At 38.3% G+C, this 20,488-nt stretch carries 18 protein-coding genes; 16 read left to right on the forward strand and 2 right to left on the reverse strand.

The genetic code is table 11. From position 1 onward, the window contains the following. Positions 1-134: 134 nt before the first annotated feature. From AC0IXC_RS07525 to AC0IXC_RS07600, 16 genes are all read left to right on the forward strand, one after another. The gene (locus tag AC0IXC_RS07525) at positions 135-1,529 is read left to right on the forward strand and encodes an isochorismate synthase (RefSeq protein ID WP_471652782.1); all 1,395 of its coding nucleotides are present in this window, start codon (positions 135-137) and stop codon (positions 1,527-1,529) included. Beyond that, positions 1,526-3,280 carry a 2-succinyl-5-enolpyruvyl-6-hydroxy-3-cyclohexene-1-carboxylic-acid synthase gene (gene menD, locus AC0IXC_RS07530; protein WP_193652262.1) on the forward strand — a complete coding sequence of 585 codons (1,755 nt, stop codon included), beginning with the start codon at positions 1,526-1,528 and terminating at the stop codon, positions 3,278-3,280. The genes AC0IXC_RS07525 and menD overlap by 4 nt, the downstream gene beginning before the upstream one ends. After that, on the forward strand, positions 3,277-4,089 hold the full coding sequence (gene menH / locus AC0IXC_RS07535) for a 2-succinyl-6-hydroxy-2,4-cyclohexadiene-1-carboxylate synthase (RefSeq protein ID WP_471652783.1): 813 nt from the start codon (positions 3,277-3,279) through the stop codon (positions 4,087-4,089). The genes menD and menH overlap by 4 nt, the downstream gene beginning before the upstream one ends. A 68-nt stretch (positions 4,090-4,157) precedes the next feature. Next, entirely contained in the window at positions 4,158-4,976 is an 819-nt protein-coding gene (gene menB / locus AC0IXC_RS07540) for a 1,4-dihydroxy-2-naphthoyl-CoA synthase (RefSeq protein WP_002034513.1), read from the forward strand. 492 nt (positions 4,977-5,468) lie between these two features. Then, positions 5,469-6,914: an o-succinylbenzoate--CoA ligase gene (locus AC0IXC_RS07545; protein ID WP_215590301.1), complete on the forward strand. Its 1,446-nt coding sequence runs from the start codon at positions 5,469-5,471 to the stop codon at positions 6,912-6,914. After that, the gene (gene menC, locus AC0IXC_RS07550) at positions 6,915-8,021 is read left to right on the forward strand and encodes an o-succinylbenzoate synthase (RefSeq protein ID WP_215588568.1); all 1,107 of its coding nucleotides are present in this window, start codon (positions 6,915-6,917) and stop codon (positions 8,019-8,021) included. A gap of 205 nt (positions 8,022-8,226) precedes the next feature. Then, a complete protein-coding gene (locus AC0IXC_RS07555) occupies positions 8,227-8,925 on the forward strand; it encodes a response regulator transcription factor (protein WP_002015820.1) in 699 nt (232 codons plus the stop codon). After that, the gene (locus AC0IXC_RS07560) at positions 8,918-10,024 is read left to right on the forward strand and encodes a HAMP domain-containing sensor histidine kinase (RefSeq protein ID WP_088031443.1); all 1,107 of its coding nucleotides are present in this window, start codon (positions 8,918-8,920) and stop codon (positions 10,022-10,024) included. The genes AC0IXC_RS07555 and AC0IXC_RS07560 overlap by 8 nt, the downstream gene beginning before the upstream one ends. Positions 10,025-10,106: 82 nt before the next feature. Next, positions 10,107-10,967 carry a M15 family metallopeptidase gene (locus AC0IXC_RS07565; protein WP_215590300.1) on the forward strand — a complete coding sequence of 287 codons (861 nt, stop codon included), beginning with the start codon at positions 10,107-10,109 and terminating at the stop codon, positions 10,965-10,967. Between the two features lie 276 nt (positions 10,968-11,243). After that, complete coding sequence (locus tag AC0IXC_RS07570) at positions 11,244-12,344, forward strand: amidohydrolase/deacetylase family metallohydrolase (RefSeq protein ID WP_353825581.1); 1,101 nt, start codon at positions 11,244-11,246, stop codon at positions 12,342-12,344. After that, the gene (locus AC0IXC_RS07575; protein ID WP_353825580.1) at positions 12,322-13,425 is read left to right on the forward strand and encodes a DgaE family pyridoxal phosphate-dependent ammonia lyase; all 1,104 of its coding nucleotides are present in this window, start codon (positions 12,322-12,324) and stop codon (positions 13,423-13,425) included. Before AC0IXC_RS07570 ends, AC0IXC_RS07575 begins: the two co-directional genes overlap by 23 nt. Position 13,426: 1 nt before the next feature. After that, positions 13,427-14,182, forward strand: coding sequence for a 2-dehydro-3-deoxy-phosphogluconate aldolase (gene dagF / locus AC0IXC_RS07580; protein ID WP_002143558.1), 756 nt, complete (start codon positions 13,427-13,429; stop codon positions 14,180-14,182). Beyond that, the gene (locus AC0IXC_RS07585; protein WP_471652784.1) at positions 14,175-15,191 is read left to right on the forward strand and encodes a sugar kinase; all 1,017 of its coding nucleotides are present in this window, start codon (positions 14,175-14,177) and stop codon (positions 15,189-15,191) included. The genes dagF and AC0IXC_RS07585 overlap by 8 nt, the downstream gene beginning before the upstream one ends. Beyond that, a complete protein-coding gene (locus AC0IXC_RS07590; RefSeq protein ID WP_471652785.1) occupies positions 15,191-15,916 on the forward strand; it encodes a GntR family transcriptional regulator in 726 nt (241 codons plus the stop codon). The genes AC0IXC_RS07585 and AC0IXC_RS07590 overlap by 1 nt, the downstream gene beginning before the upstream one ends. Before the next feature lie 65 nt (positions 15,917-15,981). Then, the gene (gntP, locus tag AC0IXC_RS07595; RefSeq protein ID WP_002167483.1) at positions 15,982-17,307 is read left to right on the forward strand and encodes a gluconate permease GntP; all 1,326 of its coding nucleotides are present in this window, start codon (positions 15,982-15,984) and stop codon (positions 17,305-17,307) included. Positions 17,308-17,486: 179 nt separating this feature from the next. Beyond that, positions 17,487-17,696, forward strand: coding sequence for a YjcZ family sporulation protein (locus tag AC0IXC_RS07600; RefSeq protein WP_353825578.1), 210 nt, complete (start codon positions 17,487-17,489; stop codon positions 17,694-17,696). 54 nt (positions 17,697-17,750) lie between these two features. On the opposite strand, the gene AC0IXC_RS07605 is transcribed toward AC0IXC_RS07600, so the two are convergent. Both AC0IXC_RS07605 and AC0IXC_RS07610 read right to left on the reverse strand, forming a co-directional pair. After that, positions 17,751-19,730: an FtsX-like permease family protein gene (locus AC0IXC_RS07605; RefSeq protein WP_471652786.1), complete on the reverse strand. Its 1,980-nt coding sequence runs from the start codon at positions 19,728-19,730 to the stop codon at positions 17,751-17,753. Beyond that, positions 19,727-20,479: an ABC transporter ATP-binding protein gene (locus AC0IXC_RS07610; protein ID WP_000393251.1), complete on the reverse strand. Its 753-nt coding sequence runs from the start codon at positions 20,477-20,479 to the stop codon at positions 19,727-19,729. The genes AC0IXC_RS07605 and AC0IXC_RS07610 overlap by 4 nt, the downstream gene beginning before the upstream one ends. Positions 20,480-20,488 lie beyond the last annotated feature (9 nt).

Genomic DNA, 20,488 nt, shown 5'->3' on the forward strand with positions numbered 1-20,488 from the left:
TGTCAACGTTTATTTTCTAGGAAGAGAAGGTGAATTTCTCAGAAATGCTAAACGTTGACAGGCCTTTCCTTTGAGGTGTATCTTAAAATCAAGCGTAATTATGACTATTTTTCGCCCATAGGGGGGAGACAATTGTGATTCAAACGAAACGAAAAGGCTTACAAGAAGTTCTTGTTACAGCTATTAAGCGTACGACTGATGAAAAAACATTAGTTAGTTTTGTAAAACAAATAGATTGGGTGGATCCACTTCTGTTTTATGCAGCAGGAAAAAGGATCGCATTCGAAAATAGATGTTATTTTGCAGACCCAGCTCAGCATGTAATATTTGCTGGAATTGGCTCTGTTTTCACTATAGCAAATTCTTCTCACAAACGCTTTCAAACTGCTCGTGACGAGTGGGATAAAGTAAAAGAGAAAGCATTCGTACAAAGAGAAGGATACGAATTTGGAACAGGTCCTCTTTTATTTGGTGGATTTTCATTTGACCAAGAAAAAGAAAAAACGAATCTTTGGAAAGAATTTGATGATACCACATTTTCACTACCAGCATTTTTATTAACTGTAAAAAATGAAAAGGCGTGGTTAACGATTAATCAGTTCGTTTCAGCTGAAGATTGTGCAGAAACTCTTTATAACGAAATTATTTCTGTAGAAGAGAGAATTTTACAAGAGAGTAAATGTGCACTAGTAGGATCAAAATTAACAGTTACTTCTAAAGTAGAAGTTGATCCGATTGGCTGGATGAACGCGATTGGAAAAGTGCAAGATGAAATGAAGCAAGGGAACGTGCAGAAGGTTGTATTAGCAAGGGAGCTAAAATTAACGATGGATCAGCATATTGATTCCGTTCTTGTTTTAGAAGCGCTTCGCATTGGGCAACCGGATTGTTACGTATTTTCTTTTGATTATAAAGGAGCATGCTTCTTAGGGGCGACACCTGAGCGATTGATTCGAAAAGAAGGCGAGAAGTTCACATCGATGTGCCTTGCTGGTTCAATTGGTCATGGCAATTCTATAGAAGAAAGTAAACAAAATGGTGAGACGCTTCTTCATGATGAAAAGAATTTGGCTGAACACGGTTATGTAGTTAACATGATTCGAGGTGTGCTAAGTGAGCATTGCGAATCTGTTAATATTCCGGAGAGCCCAGGCTTATTAACGACGAAAAATTTAATCCATTTATATACGCCAGTAGAAGCAAATGGTGATGCAAGTCTTTTAACGATGGTAGAAGAATTACATCCAACACCAGCTCTTGGTGGTACACCTCGTCATGAGGCGTTGAAATTAATTCGTGATGTAGAGCTTTTAGATAGAGGATTATATGGTGCACCAATTGGCTTTATAGATGATGAAGGAAATGGTGAATTTGCGGTTGCACTTCGCTGCGGATTATTAAATGGCGAGAAGGCATCCTTGTTTGCCGGCTGTGGTATCGTAATTGATTCAGTAGCGCAGCTTGAATATGAAGAAACAAGTTTGAAGTTTAGACCGATGCTTGGTGCTTTGGAGGAATTAATGAAATGAACAATCATATAGAAGCATTATCATATTATTTAGGCGCGTTCGTGGACGAACTGACGCGTCTAAATGTATGTGATGTTGTCATTAGTCCTGGCTCACGGTCAACGCCGATTGCCTTACTAATGGAACAACATGAGGGAATGAAAACATATTTACATGTAGACGAAAGATCAGCAGGATTTTTTGCGCTCGGTATTGCGAAAGCAAAAAAACGTCCTGTTGCGCTATTATGTACGTCAGGGACGGCAGCAGCGAACTATTATCCAGCTGTATGTGAAGCGTTTCATTCACGAGTGCCGCTTATCGTATTAACAGCGGATAGACCGCATGAATTAAGAGATGTGGGTGCACCACAGGCGATGAATCAATTTAATTTATACGGTACTTTTGTGAAGCAATTTACAGAGATGGCACTTCCTGAAGCGAGTGAAGCAATGTATCATTACGCTCGAATGACAACGCAGCGTACGATAGCAAGCGCACTTCTAGCGCCGCAAGGACCTGTTCATCTTAATTTTCCAGTTCGCGAGCCGCTTATACCGGATTTCTCATTAGAAAGTTTATGGGATAAAGGGCGTGGTGAATATACAGGAGTAGTTCAGCAAGGGAACGTGACGATGCCGAGTGAATATGTAGATTCTCTTGTAGGGCGCCTTTCACATATGGAAAAGGGGCTTATTATTTGTGGAGACGGCAGTCATCCAGAAATAACAGAAGTTGTTATGAAGGTAGCTGAGAAAACAGGGTATCCAATTTTAGCAGATCCACTTTCTAACCTCCGTAGTGGTAATCATGATAAAACGATGGTTATAGATTGTTACGATACATTTTTACGAAATGAATTGTTAAAAGAAACGTGGAAGCCGAATGTTTTAATTCGTTTCGGAGGAATGCCTGTCTCTAAAGCATTAACGCAGTTCATCAAAAAACAAACGAAAGCTGTTCATATCGTTGTCGATGAATCTGGACAATGGAGAGATCCAGCTCTAGTTGCGACAGAAGTTGTACAAGCTAGTGACAGTGAATTTTGCAGAGCATTATTAGAGAAAATGCCAGTTATGAAAAAGAATGATTGGTTCGGAACGTGGAAACATATAAACGAGAAAACGAGAGAAACGCTTCGTGAGATGGAAACATATGAAACGGCATTTGAAGGAAAAGTAATTACGGATATTGTAAGTGTATTACCAGAAGGGGCAACGTTATTTGCGAGTAATAGTATGCCAATTCGCGATACCGATTCATTTTTCTTCACATCGGATAAAAACATTCAAGTAATGGCGAACCGCGGTGTAAATGGTATTGATGGAATCATTTCAACAGCTTTAGGAGCGAGTATTATTTGTGATCCGCTCGTATTAGTAATCGGTGATTTATCATTTTATCACGATTTAAACGGACTATTAGCCGCGAAACTACATGAGTTAAATATAACGATTGTTGTTGTAAATAATGATGGTGGAGGTATTTTCTCATTCTTACCACAATACGAGAAAAAGGAACATTTCGAATCATTATTTGGAACACCAATTGGGCTTGATTATGAACATGTTGTCAAAATGTATGGTGGTTCATTTAGCCGTGTAAATGGTTGGGAAAACTTCCGAGAAGAAGTACAAACTGGAACGAAAACGAATGGATTACACGTTGTGGAAATTTGTACGAATCGCGAAGAAAACTTGAAATTACATCGTGAACTATGGGCAAAAACAATGGACGTTATTACTACATCTTTGCAAGGTGAATCAAAATGAAAGTAAAATTGCAAGGTGTATCGTATGAATATGAAGTAGCCGGAAGCGGGGAACCACTTCTACTTCTTCATGGTTTTACGGGAAGCATGGAAACGTGGGGTTCCTTTATTCCTTCTTGGAGCGAGCAGTTTCAAGTCATTCTAGTAGACATCGTTGGACACGGGAAAACGGAAAGTCCTGGAGATGTGACGCATTATGATATTCAAAATGTGGCACTGCAAATGAAAGAACTACTGGATCATCTTCATATTGAAAATGCGCACATACTTGGCTATTCAATGGGTGGTAGACTTGCGATTACGATGGCATGCTTATATCCAGAATATGTGCGTTCGCTTCTTTTAGAAAACTGTACAGCTGGACTTGAGAGTGCAAAGGAGCGAAAAGAACGCAAGGAAAAAGATGAACGACTTGCCGATAAAATTGAGCAAGAAGGTATCCGAAGTTTTGTATCGATGTGGGGAAATATTCCGCTATTTGAAACGCAAAAACGTTTAGTGCAAAGCGTAAAAGAAGCGGTGCGAAAAGAACGACTTGCTAATAATCCAAAAGGACTTGCAAATAGTCTTCGCGGCATGGGAACAGGGGCTCAGCCTTCATGGTGGAACGAATTGCAAAACCTAAAAATGCCTGTCCTTTTACTGAATGGAGAAAGCGATGAAAAGTTCTTTCGCATATTAAAAAACATCGAAAAATGCATCCCTCATGCGAAATTTGTCAAAATTGATGGGGCTGGCCATGCAATTCATGTGGAACAACCGGAAAAGTTTGATACAATAGTAAAGGGATTTCTAAAAACTATGCAGTGATACTTTTTTCAGCAAGAAGGAAGTTGCACTTATAGCGGAGATCAGAAATATAAAAGGAGGTAATAGTAATGACTATTGAATGGGTAAAAGAAGGCAATTACGAAGATATTATTTATTCAACATACAATGGCATCGCAAAGATTTCGATTAACCGCCCTGAAGTACATAATGCATTCCGTCCTAAAACGGTAATGGAGTTAATCAATGCTTTTGCACACGCTCGTGATGATGCAAATGTTGGCGTTATCATTTTAACAGGTGAAGGTGGACGTGCATTCTGTTCTGGCGGCGACCAAAAAGTTCGCGGTCATGGTGGCTATGTAGGTGACGACCAAATCCCACGTTTAAACGTATTAGACTTACAACGTCTAATTCGCGCAATCCCTAAACCGGTTATCGCAATGGTAGCAGGTTATGCAATCGGTGGTGGACACGTACTTCATATCGTATGTGACTTAACAATCGCTGCAGACAACGCTGTATTCGGACAAACAGGTCCTAAAGTAGGAAGCTTTGACGGTGGATACGGAGCTGGTTATTTAGCTCGTATGGTAGGCCATAAGAAAGCTCGTGAAATTTGGTACCTATGCCGTCAATATAGTGCACAAGAAGCACTTGATATGGGCTTAGTAAACACAGTAGTACCATTAGAAGAACTTGAAGCAGAAACAGTACAATGGTCACAAGAAATTTTAGCAAACAGCCCAATGGCACTTCGTTTCCTAAAAGCTGCATTCAACGCAGACACAGACGGTTTAGCTGGTATTCAACAACTAGCTGGAGATGCAACGTTATTGTATTACACAACTGACGAAGCAAAAGAAGGCCGCGACGCGTTCAAAGAAAAACGCAGTCCCGACTTCGGTCAATTCCCTCGTTTCCCGTGATCAAACCAAAAGCGGAAGCGGCTCGCTTAGAATGTGAGGGGGATGCAACTTCTGACAAAGAGGCGCTTTTTGCCTCGTAGGAAGAAGTGAAGCCACCGAACATTCTAGCCGCTGTAGCTGGATGAAACCAAAAGCGGAAGCGGCTCGCTTAGAACAAGAGGGCGTTGGAACTCCTGACGTAGAGGCGCTTTTTGCCTCGTAGGAAGGCGTGAAACGACCGACTGTTCTAGCCGCTGTAGCTGGATGTTTTAAAAGCGGAGCCGACTGTTTAGCCCCGTAGGCTAAGGTTCTTTCGCACAGAAAGTGTTTTTTACTTTCTCGTGCGGAAGGTTCTTAGACGGAAGGGGCTAGGAGGCGCAGCTGGATGAGATCAAAAGCGGAAGCAGCTCGCACACAATGTGAGATGCTCCCAAAAGATCACACCGGAAACAAAACAACTAAGAGACTTGATGTCATATCAGGTCTCTTTCTTTCATGAAAGGAGAATGAGTGATGGAGACGATGCCGAATTGGTTAATGCAACGTGCATTTTTAACACCTGATCGCACTGCAATTGAAATTGAAGAGGAGAAGGTTACTTTCGTGCAGCTGCATGAAAAAGTAGTATCTGTTTGTGAATACCTCACGCATGTAGGAGTGAAGCGGGCGCAAAAGGTGGCTGTTCTGATGAAAAATGGTATGGAGATGATTACAGTTATTCACGCCCTATCTTACATAGGTGCAGTAGCTGTGCTTTTAAATACGCGTCTTTCAAGAGAAGAGCTACTTTGGCAAATGGGTGATGCGGAAGTTGTTTGTTTAGTGACGGATCAAGAGTTTGAGACGGAAAATGTTCCAGTACGTTCATTTGCTGAAGTGATGCAAGGACCGAAGGCGGAAGCATTTATACAAGAAGAATTCTCTTTAGAAGAAGCGATGACAATTATTTATACGTCAGGGACGACAGGGAAACCGAAAGGCGTTATTTTAACGTACGGTAACCACTGGGCAAGTGCAGTCGGTTCTTCGTTTAATTTAGGGCTTCGTGATGATGATTGTTGGTTAGCTTGTATGCCAATGTTCCACGTTGGCGGGTTATCTCTTTTAATGAAAAATATTATGTACGGTATGCGCATTTTACTCGTTCCAAAATATGATGCTAATTTTATTCATAAAGCACTTCAAACGAGAGGCGTTACGATTATTTCTGTCGTTTCTAAAATGCTAACAGATTTATTAGAACGACTTGGCGAAGGTATATATCCATCTTCTTTACGATGCATGTTACTTGGGGGAGGACCAGCACCGAAGCCGTTATTAGAAACATGTGTGGAAAAAGGAATTCCTGTGTATCAAACGTACGGTATGACAGAAACATCATCGCAAATTTGTACGTTAACAGCAGATTACATGTTAACGAAAGTAGGATCAGCCGGAAAACCACTATTTCAGTGTCAGCTTCGTATTGAAAAAGACGGCGTAGTTGTGCCGCCACGTGCTGAAGGAGAAATTGTAGTAAAAGGACCGAACGTAACAGGTGGCTACTTTAACCGTGAAGATGCGACGAGTGAGACAATTAAAAACGGATGGCTTCATACTGGTGACCTCGGTTATTTAGATGAAGAAGGATTTTTATACGTATTAGATCGCCGCAGTGATTTAATTATTTCTGGCGGGGAAAATATATATCCAGCTCAAATTGAAGAAGTATTGCTCTCTCATCCGGCGGTAGTAGAAGCGGGTGTTGTCGGTATGGCTGACGAAAGTTGGGGACAAGTACCAGCTGCTTTTGTTGTAAAAAGTGGAGACGTAACAGAAGAAGAAATTATTCGTTTTTGCGAAGAGAAATTAGCGAAATATAAAGTGCCGAAGAAAGCATGTTTCTTAGAGGAATTACCACGAAATGCTTCGAAGAAATTGTTAAGACGAGAGTTAAGACAATTAGTGGAGGAGATGTAGGTGGAAATAAAAAAAGCGACACTTTATATAACGGAAATGCCGCTCATTATCCCGTTTGCGGCAAGTTACGGGACTTATGAAAAGCGTGAAAGTATCGTCATTGAATTAGAAGATACAGATGGATACATTGGTTTTGGTGAAGTCGTTGCATTTTCTGAACCGTGGTATACGGAAGAAACGGTGAAGACAGCGCTGCATGTACTTCAGGATTTTTTATTACTAGATTTATTGAAAGCTGAAATCTCTCATCCGAATGAAGTACCGTCTTTGTTCAAACATATAAAGAGAAACCGAATGGCAAAGGCCGGAATTGAAGGTGCTGTTTGGGATTTATATGCGAAGCGTCAAAAGCAGTCGTTAGCGATATTGCTTGGCGGAAATAGGTCTGAAATTGAAGTCGGCGTTGTGATTGGGATCAATACAATTCCCGTTATGTTAAAACAAATCGAGAAGTACGCGGAAGAAGGATACGAGCGCTTTAAAGTGAAAATAAAGCCAGAACATGATTACGAATTACTGAAAGAAATTCGCAAAGAGTTTCCGAACATCCCGTTAATGGCTGATGCAAATTCAGCTTATACATTAGCGGATACGGAGAAGTTGAAACGACTAGATGAATTTAGGCTTATGATGATTGAACAACCTTTAGCGGATTACGATTTTCTGGATCATGCACAACTGCAAAAGAAAATTGAAACACCGATTTGTTTAGATGAAAGCATCCATAGTTTAGAAGACGCACGTGTTGCGATTACGCTTGGCAGTTGCCGCGTCGTTAATATTAAACCAGGGCGAGTGGGCGGATTAACAGAGTCCGTTCAAATCCATAATTATTGTATGGAGCATAACATACCAGTTTGGTGCGGTGGAATGGTAGAAATGGGGATTTCACGAGCTCAAAATGTTGCACTCGCTTCATTGCCAAACTTTACGATTCCTGGAGATATATCTGCTTCTAGTAGACATTGGGAGAGGGATATTATTTCACCAGAAGTGATGCTTGAAGGCGGAAAAGTAAGGGTACCGCAAAGTATTGAACGTGAGTATGAAGTAGATCGAGGCAGGTTGGAAGAAATAACAAAGCAGCGGATTATTTTTGAGCGATGAATGGGAGCTTTTATTAGTACTGACTACCTGCAAATAGCGGGATGATTTTGTCGTTAATTTTCGGTAAGTCGATATATTTAAAAAATCGCCGATATAATTTCATTTATCAAGGTTACTCTTACGGGTAGCCTTTTCTTAGTGTACAAATTGGATAGACTAGTTTAAAATCGAGCGTATGAAAACAGAATAAAGTAGGGGGACTAAAATGAAGCGCATTTCAATTTTAATAGCTGATGATGAAGCGGAAATTGCTGATTTAATTGAGATACATTTAGAAAAAGAGGGTTACCACGTCGTTAAAGCAGCTGATGGAGAAGAAGCCATGCATATTATTCAAACGCAGCCAATTGACTTAGTGGTTTTAGATATTATGATGCCGAAAATGGATGGATATGAAGTGACGAGGCAGATTCGCGGCAAGCACCACATGCCAATCATTTTCTTAAGTGCGAAAACATCTGATTTTGATAAAGTGACAGGTCTTGTATTAGGCGCAGATGATTATATGACGAAACCTTTTACACCGATTGAATTAGTTGCACGTGTAAATGCACAACTGCGTAGATTTCTTACGTTAAATCAGCCAAAAGTAGCGGAGAATAAATCTGCTTTAGAAATAGGCGGAGTCGCTATTGATCCTGAGCGAAGAACAGTAAATGTGTACGGAGAGCCGATTGAATTAACACCAAAAGAATTTGATATTTTATATGTATTAGCAAGTCATCCGAAGAAAGTGTACAGTGTGGAAAATATTTTTCAGCAAGTATGGGCTGAAGGGTATTACGAAAGTGGAAATACAGTTATGGTACATATCCGTACTTTGCGAAAAAAGCTTGGGGAAGATAAAAGAAAGGATAAGTTAATAAAAACAGTGTGGGGGGTAGGTTATACTTTCAATGGCTAAAACGATGAGAAGCTTTCGCTCGAAGATGATTATGCTATTTGCGTTAAGTATGATATTAGCTGGTGGCGTAACGTATTTAATTTATGAGGGGCTACGTCTCTATTATAAATTAGCAGTTCGTTATGAGGATCCTTTAGCCCAATTTCGTTCAATGGTAAGACAAATTGGGGACATTAATTTCTTTTTAATTGTATTTATTCCTCTGTCCATTATGTTTTTCTTCTTCCTTACTAGACCGTATTTAAAATATTTTGATGAGATTTCGAACGGGATTCATCATCTTGCGAACGGAGATTTTTCAAATCAAGTTCGTGTTTCATCAAATGATGAGTTTGGATATATCGCACGCGAAATTAATGTAGCGAGTGAAAAATTAAAAGAAGCGGTTGAACGAGGAGACTTTGCGGAAAGTAGTAAAGATCAGCTCATTGTCAACTTAGCTCATGATTTAAGAACGCCGCTAACATCTGTTTTAGGGTATTTAGATTTAATTCTTAAAGATGAGAATTTGACGAAGGAACAAATTAAACATTTTTCCACAATTGCTTTTACGAAATCCGAAAGGCTTGAAATCTTAATTGATGAATTATTTGAAATAACGAGAATGAATTATGGCATGTTGCAAATTGAAAAAAGACCAATTGATATAAGTGAATTACTTATACAGTTAGATGAAGAATTATATCCGTTATTAGAAAAAAAAGGTTTAGAAGCGAGATTGAATATGGATTCGCATTTACCTATTAACGGTGACGGGAAATTGTTAGCTCGAGTATTTGAAAATCTTTTAACGAATGCGATTCGCTATGGATACGATGGAAAGTTTGTTGATGTGAACGGATATATTGAGAGTGAAGAGATAGTAGTACAAATTATAAATTACGGAGATAGTATCCCAGAAGAAGATTTACCGTATCTTTTTGATATGTTTTATACAGGTGATAAGGCAAGATCAGAGCAGCAAGGTGGTACAGGCCTTGGGTTATTTATTGCGAAAAATATTGTCGAGCAGCATGATGGGACCATCTCTGCTGAAAGTAACGTAATTAGAACGATATTTGAAGTGAGATTACCAAAAGAAGAGAGCAAAGCAATTTAATAAAAATTTAAACTTTACCCCACTTTTTATTTTAATAGTTTTTTCTATTCTATACGTAAGTTACGTTAAGGAGGAACTAGAAATGAAAAAGTGGGTATTTATTTCTCTTTTTATAGTATGTACAGCATGTGTAGGCTTTTATATATCACCAGTATTTCAAAAGGAGATTGATGTTAAAATTGCAGAAAAAGATTACAAAGTAAAAGCCGTGAACACTGAAAAGATAGAGGTTACAGAGGAACAAATTTATAAAGGTGATCTATTATTAGTTAATAAAGATTATCCGGTTAAAAAAGATAGTGTTAGGTCCGATATTGTCAATGTAAATCACAATAGTGAATTAGTAAGAGGCTATGTAATATTTGATAGAAATCTTCGCTTATCAGAGGGTGTTGTAAAAAAGTTTTTGAACGTTGTCGATGCAGCTGGGAAAGATGGAGTACAGCATTTCTTAATGAGTAGCGGTTACCGAGATTTTCAAGAACAAAGTAAATTATATAAAGAAATGGGATCGGATTATGCACTTCCAGCAGGATATAGTGAACATAATTTAGGGTTATCACTCGACGTTGGGTCTACTCAAAAGAAAATGGAGAAAGCTCCTGAAGGAAAATGGATTGAAGAGAACGTATGGAAGCACGGATTTGTTTTACGTTATCCGAAAAATAAAAGTGATATTACGGGCATTCAATATGAGCCGTGGCACATACGTTATGTCGGCTTACCACATAGCGCAATTATGCAAAAAAAGAAGATTACGTTAGAGGAATATTTGGACTTCTTAAAAGAGGAAAAAGAAGTTTCAACTGAGGTTGAAGGTAAGAAATATACGGTTTCTTATTATAAAGTTTCAGATCGTATGAACGTGAATGTTCCAGTAAATAAGCAGTATGAAATTTCCGGGAACAATATGGATGGGGTTATTGTGACTGTTCAGGAATAGAGAAAAAGGCTGGTCCGTTTTGGGTCAGTCTTTTGGCATATAAGAAATAGATTGCCGTTTTTTGTCGGTAAATCGATATTCCTTGTCGAATCATTGATATAATTTCCTGTACTATCAACATTTTGTGGATTGTTTTTTTATTTACCATTAAACATTATAACGTTATATTTACTTTTCTTTTTTTTCGTGATACTCTAAATATGTGAAAGAGATATAAAATGAAACTTTAATGTAAGCGTATTCTTATGGCTTCTTATAGAAAAGGGTGGAAATACAATGACAGAACGATTCGTGCTACGTAATGTGAAGCGTGTGAACGGGGAAGAGATTGACATTGTAGTTGAAAATAATAAAATCGCACAGGTGACGAAAGCTGGTGCTGGCGAGGGTGGAAAGGTTCTTGATTACTCAGGTACTTACGTATCGAGTGGCTGGATTGATTTGCACGTTCATGCTTTTCCAGAGTTTGATCCGTATGGCGATGAGGTAGATGAAATTGGCGTTAAGCAAGGGGTAACGACAATTGTTGATGCGGGAAGCTGCGGGGCTGATCGCATTGCGGATTTAGTATTAAGTAGAGAACAGGCAAAAACGAATTTATTTGCCTTTTTAAATATTTCTCGCATCGGTTTGAAACGAATTGATGAATTATCCAATATGGAATGGATAGATAAAGAGAAAGTAATAGATGCAGTAGAAAAGTATAAAGATGTAATCGTTGGATTAAAAGCGAGAATGAGTAAAAGTGTCGTTTGTGATAGCGGAATTGAACCGCTGCACGTAGCGCGCTCTTTATCTCGTGAAACATCATTGCCGATTATGGTACATATCGGTTCAGCTCCTCCACGTATAGAGGAAGTTGTACCTCTTTTAGAAAAAGATGATGTCATTACACATTACTTAAACGGGAAAGAAAATAATTTATTTGATGAAGAAGGAAAACCGATATCTGTGTTATTAGATGCATTGAAACGCGGTGTGCATTTAGATGTTGGTCACGGTAATGCTAGTTTTTCTTTTAAAGTAGCAGAGGCAGCGAAGCGTTACGGTATTGCCTTTAATACAATTAGTACAGATATTTACCGGAAGAATCGTATACACGGTCCAGTTTACAGTATGGCTAACGTTCTTTCGAAATTCCTTTACTTAGGGTATCCGCTAGAAGAAGTAATTGATGCAGTTACGAAAAATGCGGCAGAGTGGCTGAAGAAACCAGAGCTTGGCCGTATTCAAGTAGGGGATATTGCAAACTTAACTTTGTTTACGGTGAAAGATGAACCGATTACGTTAATTGATTCAGAAGGGGATCAGCGCATTGCTGAAAGAAGAATTGATACGAAAGGGGTTGTAATTAATGGGTCATTCATTGAATGCTAAGTACGGATTAAAAAGAGTTATTAATGCGAGCGGTAGAATGAGTATTTTAGGTGTATCCGCTCCGACAAATACAGTCATGGATGCGATGAAACATGGTGGACAAAATTATGTGGAAATTGCCGATTTAGTAGATAAAGCGGGAGACCATATTGCGAGAATTTTAGATTCAGAGGCAGCGGTCGTTGTGAACTCAGCATCGAGTGGAATTGCGCTTTCTATTGCTGGTATTGTTACAGAAGGAAATCGTCGTAAGAGTGAACGACTTCATCAAGAGGTAATCCTGAAAAACGAAGTGATTATGTTAAAAGGTCATAACGTTCAATACGGTGCTCCTGTTGAAACGATGATTTATTTAGGCGGCGGTAAGCTCGTTGAAGTAGGTTACGCAAATGAAGGGAAAGCGGAACATATTGAAGATGCAATCGGCGAAAATACAGCTGCGATTCTGTATGTAAAATCCCATCATGCAGTACAAAAAAATATGATTTCTGTTGAAGAAGCGTGGGAAGTAGCACAGCGAAATAATGTACCACTTATCGTTGATGCAGCAGCTGAAGAAGACATTCAAAAATACGTGAAGTATTCAGACCTAGCCATTTATAGCGGTTCAAAGGCAATTGAAGGACCTACTTCTGGTATTGTCGGAGGGAAACAAAAATATATTGAGTGGCTGAAAGTGCAATTACATTGCAGCGGTAGAAGTATGAAAGTTGGGAAAGAAACAACTTTCGGTTTACTTCAAGCGCTTGATGAGTACGGAGTAAAAGAAGATAAGAGTGAACAAGAAAAAGAGTTATTACAAGTACTTATGCCGCTAAAAGAATTAAACGGTATAAATGTAACGATCGTTCAAGATGAGGCAGGAAGAGCGATTTTTAGAGCGCGTATTCATATTAACGAGAAAGAGTTAAATAAATCAGCAAAAGATGTTGTGACGGCATTACGCGAAGGGGAAATCGCAATTTACACACGTGATTACGGAGTAAGACAAGGGTTCTTTGATATTGATCCACGTCCACTTCAAGATGATGACATACATGTGATTGAAGAAAAAATGAGAGGAATTATAGGGGGAAATTAAAATGACAAACATTCAAAAACGTTTTTATAAAGGCCGCGTAGCATTAAATGTATTAGCGAACAATACCCGAAATGCGAAAAACATTTTTGAAGCAGCAGAAGGTTATGTAGTCGTTGGAGTGTTATCAAAAGATTATCCAACAGTAGAAGAAGCAGTAACTGCGATGAAAGCATACGGAAAAGAAATTGATGACGCTGTATCAATCGGACTTGGAGCAGGAGATAATCGCCAAGCGGCAGTTGTAGCTGAAATTGCGAAGCATTATCCTGGTAGTCATATTAACCAAGTGTTCCCTTCAGTAGGAGCGACGCGCGCAAATCTTGGCGGCAAAGATAGCTGGATTAATAGTTTAGTATCACCAACAGGAAAAGTAGGTTACGTAAATATTTCTACTGGCCCAATTAGTGCGGCTGGGGAAGAAAAAGCAATCGTTCCAATTAAAACAGCAATCGCACTTGTACGTGATATGGGCGGGAATTCATTGAAATACTTCCCAATGAAAGGCTTGGCTCATGAAGAAGAATATCGCGCTGTTGCGAAAGCATGTGCGGAAGAAGGATTTGCATTAGAGCCAACAGGCGGAATTGATAAAGAGAACTTTGAAACAATTGTACGTATTGCATTAGAGGCAAATGTAGAGCAAGTTATCCCGCACGTGTACTCTTCTATTATTGATAAAGAAACTGGCAATACGAAAACAGAAGATGTTCGTGAATTACTAGCGGTCGTGAAGAAGTTAGTTGATCAATATGCGTAAGAAAATTGCAGCATTCGGTGAAGTAATGATGCGCCTGCAAGTGCCAGGGTATGAATTGCTGTCGCAAGCAAACTCATTAAATTACTCATTTTCAGGTACAGGTGTGAACGTTGCAGCAGCACTTTCTCATCTAGGTCATGAAGGTTTTCTTATTTCAACTTTACCGGAAAATTCGGTTGGAGATGCGGCGGTATCGCACATTCAAAAACTAGGGATTCAAGCACCGTTTATTTCAAGAGGCGGTAAATATGTGGGCATGTACTTTTTGGAAAATGGATTTGGCGCACGTGCAAGCCGCGTTACGTATTCTAACCGATTAGAAAGTAGTTTCAATACGGCGTCTGAAGAGATGTACCAGTTTGAAAAAATAGCTAAAGAAATTGATATCGTTCATTTTTGCGGAATTACCCTTGCGATGAATGATACTGTGCGCCATCATATGAAATCTTTGGCGAAGGCAGTTAAAGAAAATGGAGGCACTGTCGTTTTCGATTGCAACTATCGTCCATCGCTTTGGGGAGAAGATGGGTATGAACAGGCGAAACCTCATTATGAAGAAATGCTAGGCTTTGCCGATATTGTAATGATGAATGAAAAAGATGCGATGTTTGTTCTCGGAATGAAAACGGAAGAGACAGAGCGAGAAGCACAGCTTGTTGATCTTATTCCAAAAGTCGCTGAAATATATAATATCGCTACAATTGCTGGTACACATCGTTCTATTAATAGCGATAATACACACTCACTTCGCGGATTCATATGTAAAGATGGAACGTTCACTTTTGCCAAAACACTTACGTTTTCTGTATATGATAGAATAGGTGCTGGAGATGCTTATACGAGCGGAATTATTCATGGCGAGATAGAAGAGTTTGCACCAGAGAAAGCTGTTTCATTTGCGTCAGCAGCTGGAATGCTTGCACATACAATCGTCGGTGATACGCCAATGTCATCAGAGAAAGATATACTTCGGGCAATGACGGCATCAGTAGGTGATGTAGAAAGGTAGTGGGTGTAACGGTGAACGTAACGAGAAAAAGAGGTCCATTATATTTACAAATTAAAAATATTATTCGTGATCGAATATTACATGGTGTTTATGCCATTCATACAAATATTCCTTCTGAACCACAATTAGAAGAAGAGTTCAAAGTGAGTAAAATTACAGTGCGAAATGCAATTAAAGAACTCGTTCAAGAAGGATATTTAGAAAAGAAAAGTGGTAAAGGAACGAAAGTCATTCGAAATACTTCTGCGACAAAGCTTTCAAAGGGAAAGAAATTTACAGAAGTGTTAGTGGAAGAAGGCTATAAAGTACAAAAGAAATTGCTAAAGGCAGAAGTGGTTCATAATGAAGAAGGAACAGTACCATTTCGTTTGTTTGGTAAAGAGAGTTTTCGTATTGAGCGTCTATATGCTTTAAATGATACTCCGTACATTCATTATACGCACTATTTCTCAGCACAAATGGCAAGTACAGACTTAGCGGACTTTGACTTACAATCGCTTTATGATCTAGTCGAGGACCGTGGTATACATTTAGAAAACTTCAGAGATGAATTCGCTGTTGGATTTGCGCCTAATTTCGTTGCAGAAGTGTTAGGAGAAAAAGAGGGAACAGCGTTATTAAAACGTATGCGCTATTCTTACGATGAAGTTGGCGAAGTAATTGAATATAGTGAAGGCTACTACAATACGGAAATGCAGCATTACGTTGTAAATTATGATGTGTAAAAAATGAAGAGGGACCAATTCCCTCTTTTTTTGTAAAAAAATTTCATATCGAAGGGGAATGGGATATGGATATATACTTATTAATCGTCACGTTAATTGCGATCGCAATTGTTATTTTAGGAGTATCATGGTGGAAATGGCATGCGTTTATTAGTTTAACAGTTGCTAGTCTATTTTTAGCTATTATGTCTGGGTTGAACTTGACCAAAATTGTTACTGCCTATGAAACTGGTGTTGGTAGTGTACTAGGGCATTTAGTTGGTATTTTGGCTCTCGGAACAATTTTAGGGAAAATGATGTCTGATTCAGGGGCTGGCATGCAAGTAGCAGATTTCTTCATTCGATTCTTCGGGGTGAAAAAATTACCTTGGGCTATGTTATTCGCCGGATTTGTTATAGGTATTCCAGTGTTTTTTGAAGTGGGAATCGTCATTTTATTACCACTTGTTATTTCAATTCGAAAAACGACGAAGCAAAATATATTATTAATTGCGTTACCTGTTATTGCTGGATTATCGATTGTACATGGGCTAGTGCCACCGCATCCAGGTGCGATGACAGCAATCGGTATTTATAATGCGAATTTAGGAAAGGTACTATTGTATTCATTAATTATCGCGTTACCAACAGCAATTATCGCAGGACCGGTATTTGCAAAGTGGGTACATAAGAGGGTTATACCTGAAAATGAACCGGAGCTTGTTCGAGTTACGACAGTATCAACTGATTTACCGAGTCGTAAAGTTTCATTTTTTATTATTTTACTGCCAGTAGTTTTAATGATTTTATCAGTAGTCGCACCATATATTTCATTACCGAAAAAAATAACTGAATTTTTAGTATTTGTGGGAAGTCCGGTAATCGCTTTACTTATTTCATGTTTCGCAGCGTTTTATTTGCTTGGTATAAAACAAGGAATTAATAAAAAGATGATTAAAAAATTAACAGATGAAAGTTTACTACCTGTCGGTTCCATTATTTTAATAATTGGTGCAGGCGGTGGATTTAAACAAATATTAATTGAAAGCGGCGTTGGAACAGCCATCGCTCAAATGGCAGAACACATTTCATTATCACCAATCGTCTTAGCGTTCATGGTAGCGGGATTAATCCGAATTGCAACAGGTTCAGCTACTGTAGCATTAACGACAGCAGCTGGAATTGTTTCACCGGTTATTCAGCACATGTCTGGTGTAAATTTAGAATTACTCGTTATTGCAACCGGTGCAGGTTCATTAATGTTTTCTCACGTAAATGATGCAGGATTCTGGCTTGTAAAAGAGTATTTAGGTTTGACAGTAAAAGAAACGTTTAAAACGTGGACGGTGCTGGAGACATTGTTATCATTTATTGCATTCGGCTTTGCGCTTTTACTTAATATGTTTGTTTAGAAGAAGGGGGTGCCTATTTAAAGGTATCCTCTTTTTGTGTTGGGGCTCTTTTCATGAAACAAGCCCGTTTTTAGGAGTGCCAAGCTTCCTATTTGCCCTGAAAACATAATATAAATGGAATCCCCTCATTTAGAGCAAGACGATCTTGTTATGAATGATACTAAAGGAGGAATAGAGTAATGAGCGAAAAGTGTGAACACAGACATGATGATTGTAACCGCAGGCATGATGATTGCGACCGTAGACGTGGCTGCGGCGGCGGTTTTGCGCTTCTAATCGTATTGTTTATTTTATTAATCATTATCGGTGCTAGCTGCTTCGGCGGAGGCGGCGGCGGTTATGGTGGTTACGGCGGTTATGGCGGCGGCTATGGTGGATATTGCTGCTAATTATTTAAAAACTATTGAAAATAGCCTTGTGCAATATGCACAAGGCTATTTTATTCATATTTTTATATGCTGTGATAATTTATTAATGTACAGAGAGCGGATTAAGAAAAAGAAAATAATCTCGATAATCCCGAAAAAGGTGAGTACAATCAGTAACTCTTTTAGTAACGAGAAAGAAAACATGCTTTGTAAAAACTTAACCGCAAATAACGTGTGAACACCAGCAACGATGTAAGGAACGAAAAATAAAATTCCTAATTGAATCGTTGCGGAGCGAAACATTTCTGATTCAGTTAAGCCCAGTTTTGTAATCGTAATGTACTTTTGTTTTTCATTCGTTAAGTCGTTATACATACGGAAGTATAAAACGCTAGCCGCACCGATAAAGAAGATAAAGCCAAGAAATGCCCAAATAAAGAATTGAGCAACTGCATTTCCTTTATTATGGAGTAACTCATCAGTAGCTGTATAAATATTAAAAGGGACGGGAGATGCATGCTTATCGTCTTTATGTGCCTCATAATATTTTTCGGTGTCATTACTAATACTTTTTAATATATTTTTCGTTGGAATAATTGCATTTTCCCAATTATCCACGAAGTAATTATAAACTGTAATGGTTTCAATATGAGGAATCATAGTATCGATTGCATAATCTTGCATAATAACTAAATTTGCTAATGCAAATGGTGGTGCTATTCCTTTGTTAATAAATCCCTTTATATAAAACTCCTTTTTATTGGATTCAAGCGTAATTGTATTTTGTTTTACAAATGGATTTGATACAAGGTTTAATAGCTCTGGTGAATAGCCAGAAATAATGTAAACTTCTTTTGAATCAAGGGTGATTGTAGGTCTCTTTAACTGCTTAGCAATTTCGTTATAATCACTCATTTTCATAATTACAATCTCTTCTTTTGAAGCATTATCTTTTAAAAGCGTAAATTTATATTTTTTATATTGAAAATGAGCATTGGAAAGTTCGGATTCAATAGTATTAACGTGCTTTCGTTCAAGGGAATGATCCCCTTCTAATTTGTATGTGAAGGGAATAGGATATCGCTCTAGTATCGACGCTTTTGTATTATTATTCGCAGCAAATAGTCCGATAATAATCGTAAATGCAAGCGCAGATAGCATAGAAACGATAAAGAGTACATTAATATTACTACGGGTACGAGCAACTAAGTCTGAAATCCATAACATGTTTATTTGTTTCAAATAAAACTTTCTACGCTTCTTTAAAATATAGATAAAAAGAAGAAATGTTTGTGAAAAGAAAAAATATGTTCCGACTACTACGAGTGGCAAAATAGATAATATAATAAAGAAGACAGATCCGTTTTGCACATTTTTTTCGGTTACGTAGCCTTGTGGATAACCAGCAATATAATAACATAACCCTAAACAAGTTAAAGCAAATATCGAAATGAGTATAGACGGCCTTTTTTCGGCTGTCACTTTCTTGTTCCCTTTAATAAGATGGACTGTTTTACGAGTCCGAATAAACATAGGTGTAAATGTAGAAACGATTAAAAATAAAATGATAAACGTTACGGTTGTCACGATAATCGCTTCTGTTGGCCAATATAAATAGAGACCTTTCGCACTTGTTAATTTTGAAGTGACTAATAAGAAAAAATTAGAGAACACTAGGCCACCTTGTATACCGATAAAGATGGACAATATCCCGATTATCATGTTTTCAGTAAATAACAGTCTTTTTAATTGTTTCTGTGAGATACCGAGAATCGTGAGTATCCCGAATTGCTGCTTCCGTACATTTAAAAATGTTCCAATTGAATATAAGAGAAAGAAGAACGAGAACATAACAATCACAAGCTGTGCTGTACTAGCTAAGTTCATTAGAGGATCTCGATCTTGAAAGCTTTGTACATTTTGTAAGCGTGGATGATACGCGTATACAGTAAATGAAAAGAAAACCATGATAGAAAAAGCACTACTTACAAAATAAGCAAAATATGCTTTAGAATTACGCGAGACATTTTTAAATGCAAATTGCCAAAACGTCATCCACGCCTTCCTCCTAATAATGCTAAAACATCTAATATTTCTTGATAAAATTTCTCGCGATATAGTCCGCGGTGTAATTCATTGTAAAGCCCACCATCTTTAATGAAAATAACGCGGTTACAATAACTTGCTGCAAACGGATCGTGAGTAACCATTAAAATTGTGGCATCCTCTTCTTTATTTAATTTCGTAAATAGCTCCATTACATCAATTGCTGCTTTAGAATCTAAGTTTCCTGTCGGTTCATCCGCAAGTAGAAGTGACGGATGATGAATAACAGCGCGTGCTACCGCGGTACGCTGTGCTTGTCCTCCAGAAACTTCAAAAATACGCTTGTCCAAAATATGATCAATTCCAAGTTTCTTTGAAATGTTATCGAGTTTTTCGTCCATCTCTTTTAAAGGAACATTATCTAAAGTTAAAGGCAGTACGATATTTTCACCGATTGTTAGTGTATCTAATAGGTTAAAGTTTTGGAAAACAAACCCTAACTCTTGGCGACGGAAAATAGCTAGTTTCTCTCTACGAAATGTGTGCGGTTTTTTTCCATTAATCACGACATCACCAGAAGTAGGGGAGTCAATTGTAGAGATAACGTTTAAAAATGTAGATTTACCGCTACCAGATGGTCCCATGATAGCAACAAATTCTCCTTTATCTACATGTAAATTTATATTTTTTAAAGCAGTATGAGGGACCTTTCCTTCATACACTTTTGAGACGTTTTTTATGTGTAATACTTCTTCCATAATAATCAC

This window comes from Bacillus sp. AC266 (genome assembly GCF_979253805.1).

Bases quoted from the DNA above. Each gene is read 5' to 3' on its own strand.
- menD (WP_193652262.1), top strand. From the start codon at position 1,526: ATGAACAATCATATAGAAGCATTATCATATTATTTAGGCGCGTTCGTG.
- menH (WP_471652783.1), top strand. From the start codon at position 3,277: ATGAAAGTAAAATTGCAAGGTGTATCGTATGAATATGAAGTAGCCGGA.
- menB (WP_002034513.1), top strand. From the start codon at position 4,158: ATGACTATTGAATGGGTAAAAGAAGGCAATTACGAAGATATTATTTAT.
- AC0IXC_RS07545 (WP_215590301.1), top strand. From the start codon at position 5,469: ATGGAGACGATGCCGAATTGGTTAATGCAACGTGCATTTTTAACACCT.
- AC0IXC_RS07555 (WP_002015820.1), top strand. From the start codon at position 8,227: ATGAAGCGCATTTCAATTTTAATAGCTGATGATGAAGCGGAAATTGCT.
- AC0IXC_RS07560 (WP_088031443.1), top strand. From the start codon at position 8,918: ATGGCTAAAACGATGAGAAGCTTTCGCTCGAAGATGATTATGCTATTT.
- AC0IXC_RS07565 (WP_215590300.1), top strand. From the start codon at position 10,107: ATGAAAAAGTGGGTATTTATTTCTCTTTTTATAGTATGTACAGCATGT.
- AC0IXC_RS07570 (WP_353825581.1), top strand. From the start codon at position 11,244: ATGACAGAACGATTCGTGCTACGTAATGTGAAGCGTGTGAACGGGGAA.
- AC0IXC_RS07575 (WP_353825580.1), top strand. From the start codon at position 12,322: ATGGGTCATTCATTGAATGCTAAGTACGGATTAAAAAGAGTTATTAAT.
- dagF (WP_002143558.1), top strand. From the start codon at position 13,427: ATGACAAACATTCAAAAACGTTTTTATAAAGGCCGCGTAGCATTAAAT.
- AC0IXC_RS07585 (WP_471652784.1), top strand. From the start codon at position 14,175: ATGCGTAAGAAAATTGCAGCATTCGGTGAAGTAATGATGCGCCTGCAA.
- gntP (WP_002167483.1), top strand. From the start codon at position 15,982: ATGGATATATACTTATTAATCGTCACGTTAATTGCGATCGCAATTGTT.
- AC0IXC_RS07600 (WP_353825578.1), top strand. From the start codon at position 17,487: ATGAGCGAAAAGTGTGAACACAGACATGATGATTGTAACCGCAGGCAT.
- AC0IXC_RS07605 (WP_471652786.1), bottom strand. From the start codon at position 19,730: ATGACGTTTTGGCAATTTGCATTTAAAAATGTCTCGCGTAATTCTAAA.
- AC0IXC_RS07610 (WP_000393251.1), bottom strand. From the start codon at position 20,479: ATGGAAGAAGTATTACACATAAAAAACGTCTCAAAAGTGTATGAAGGA.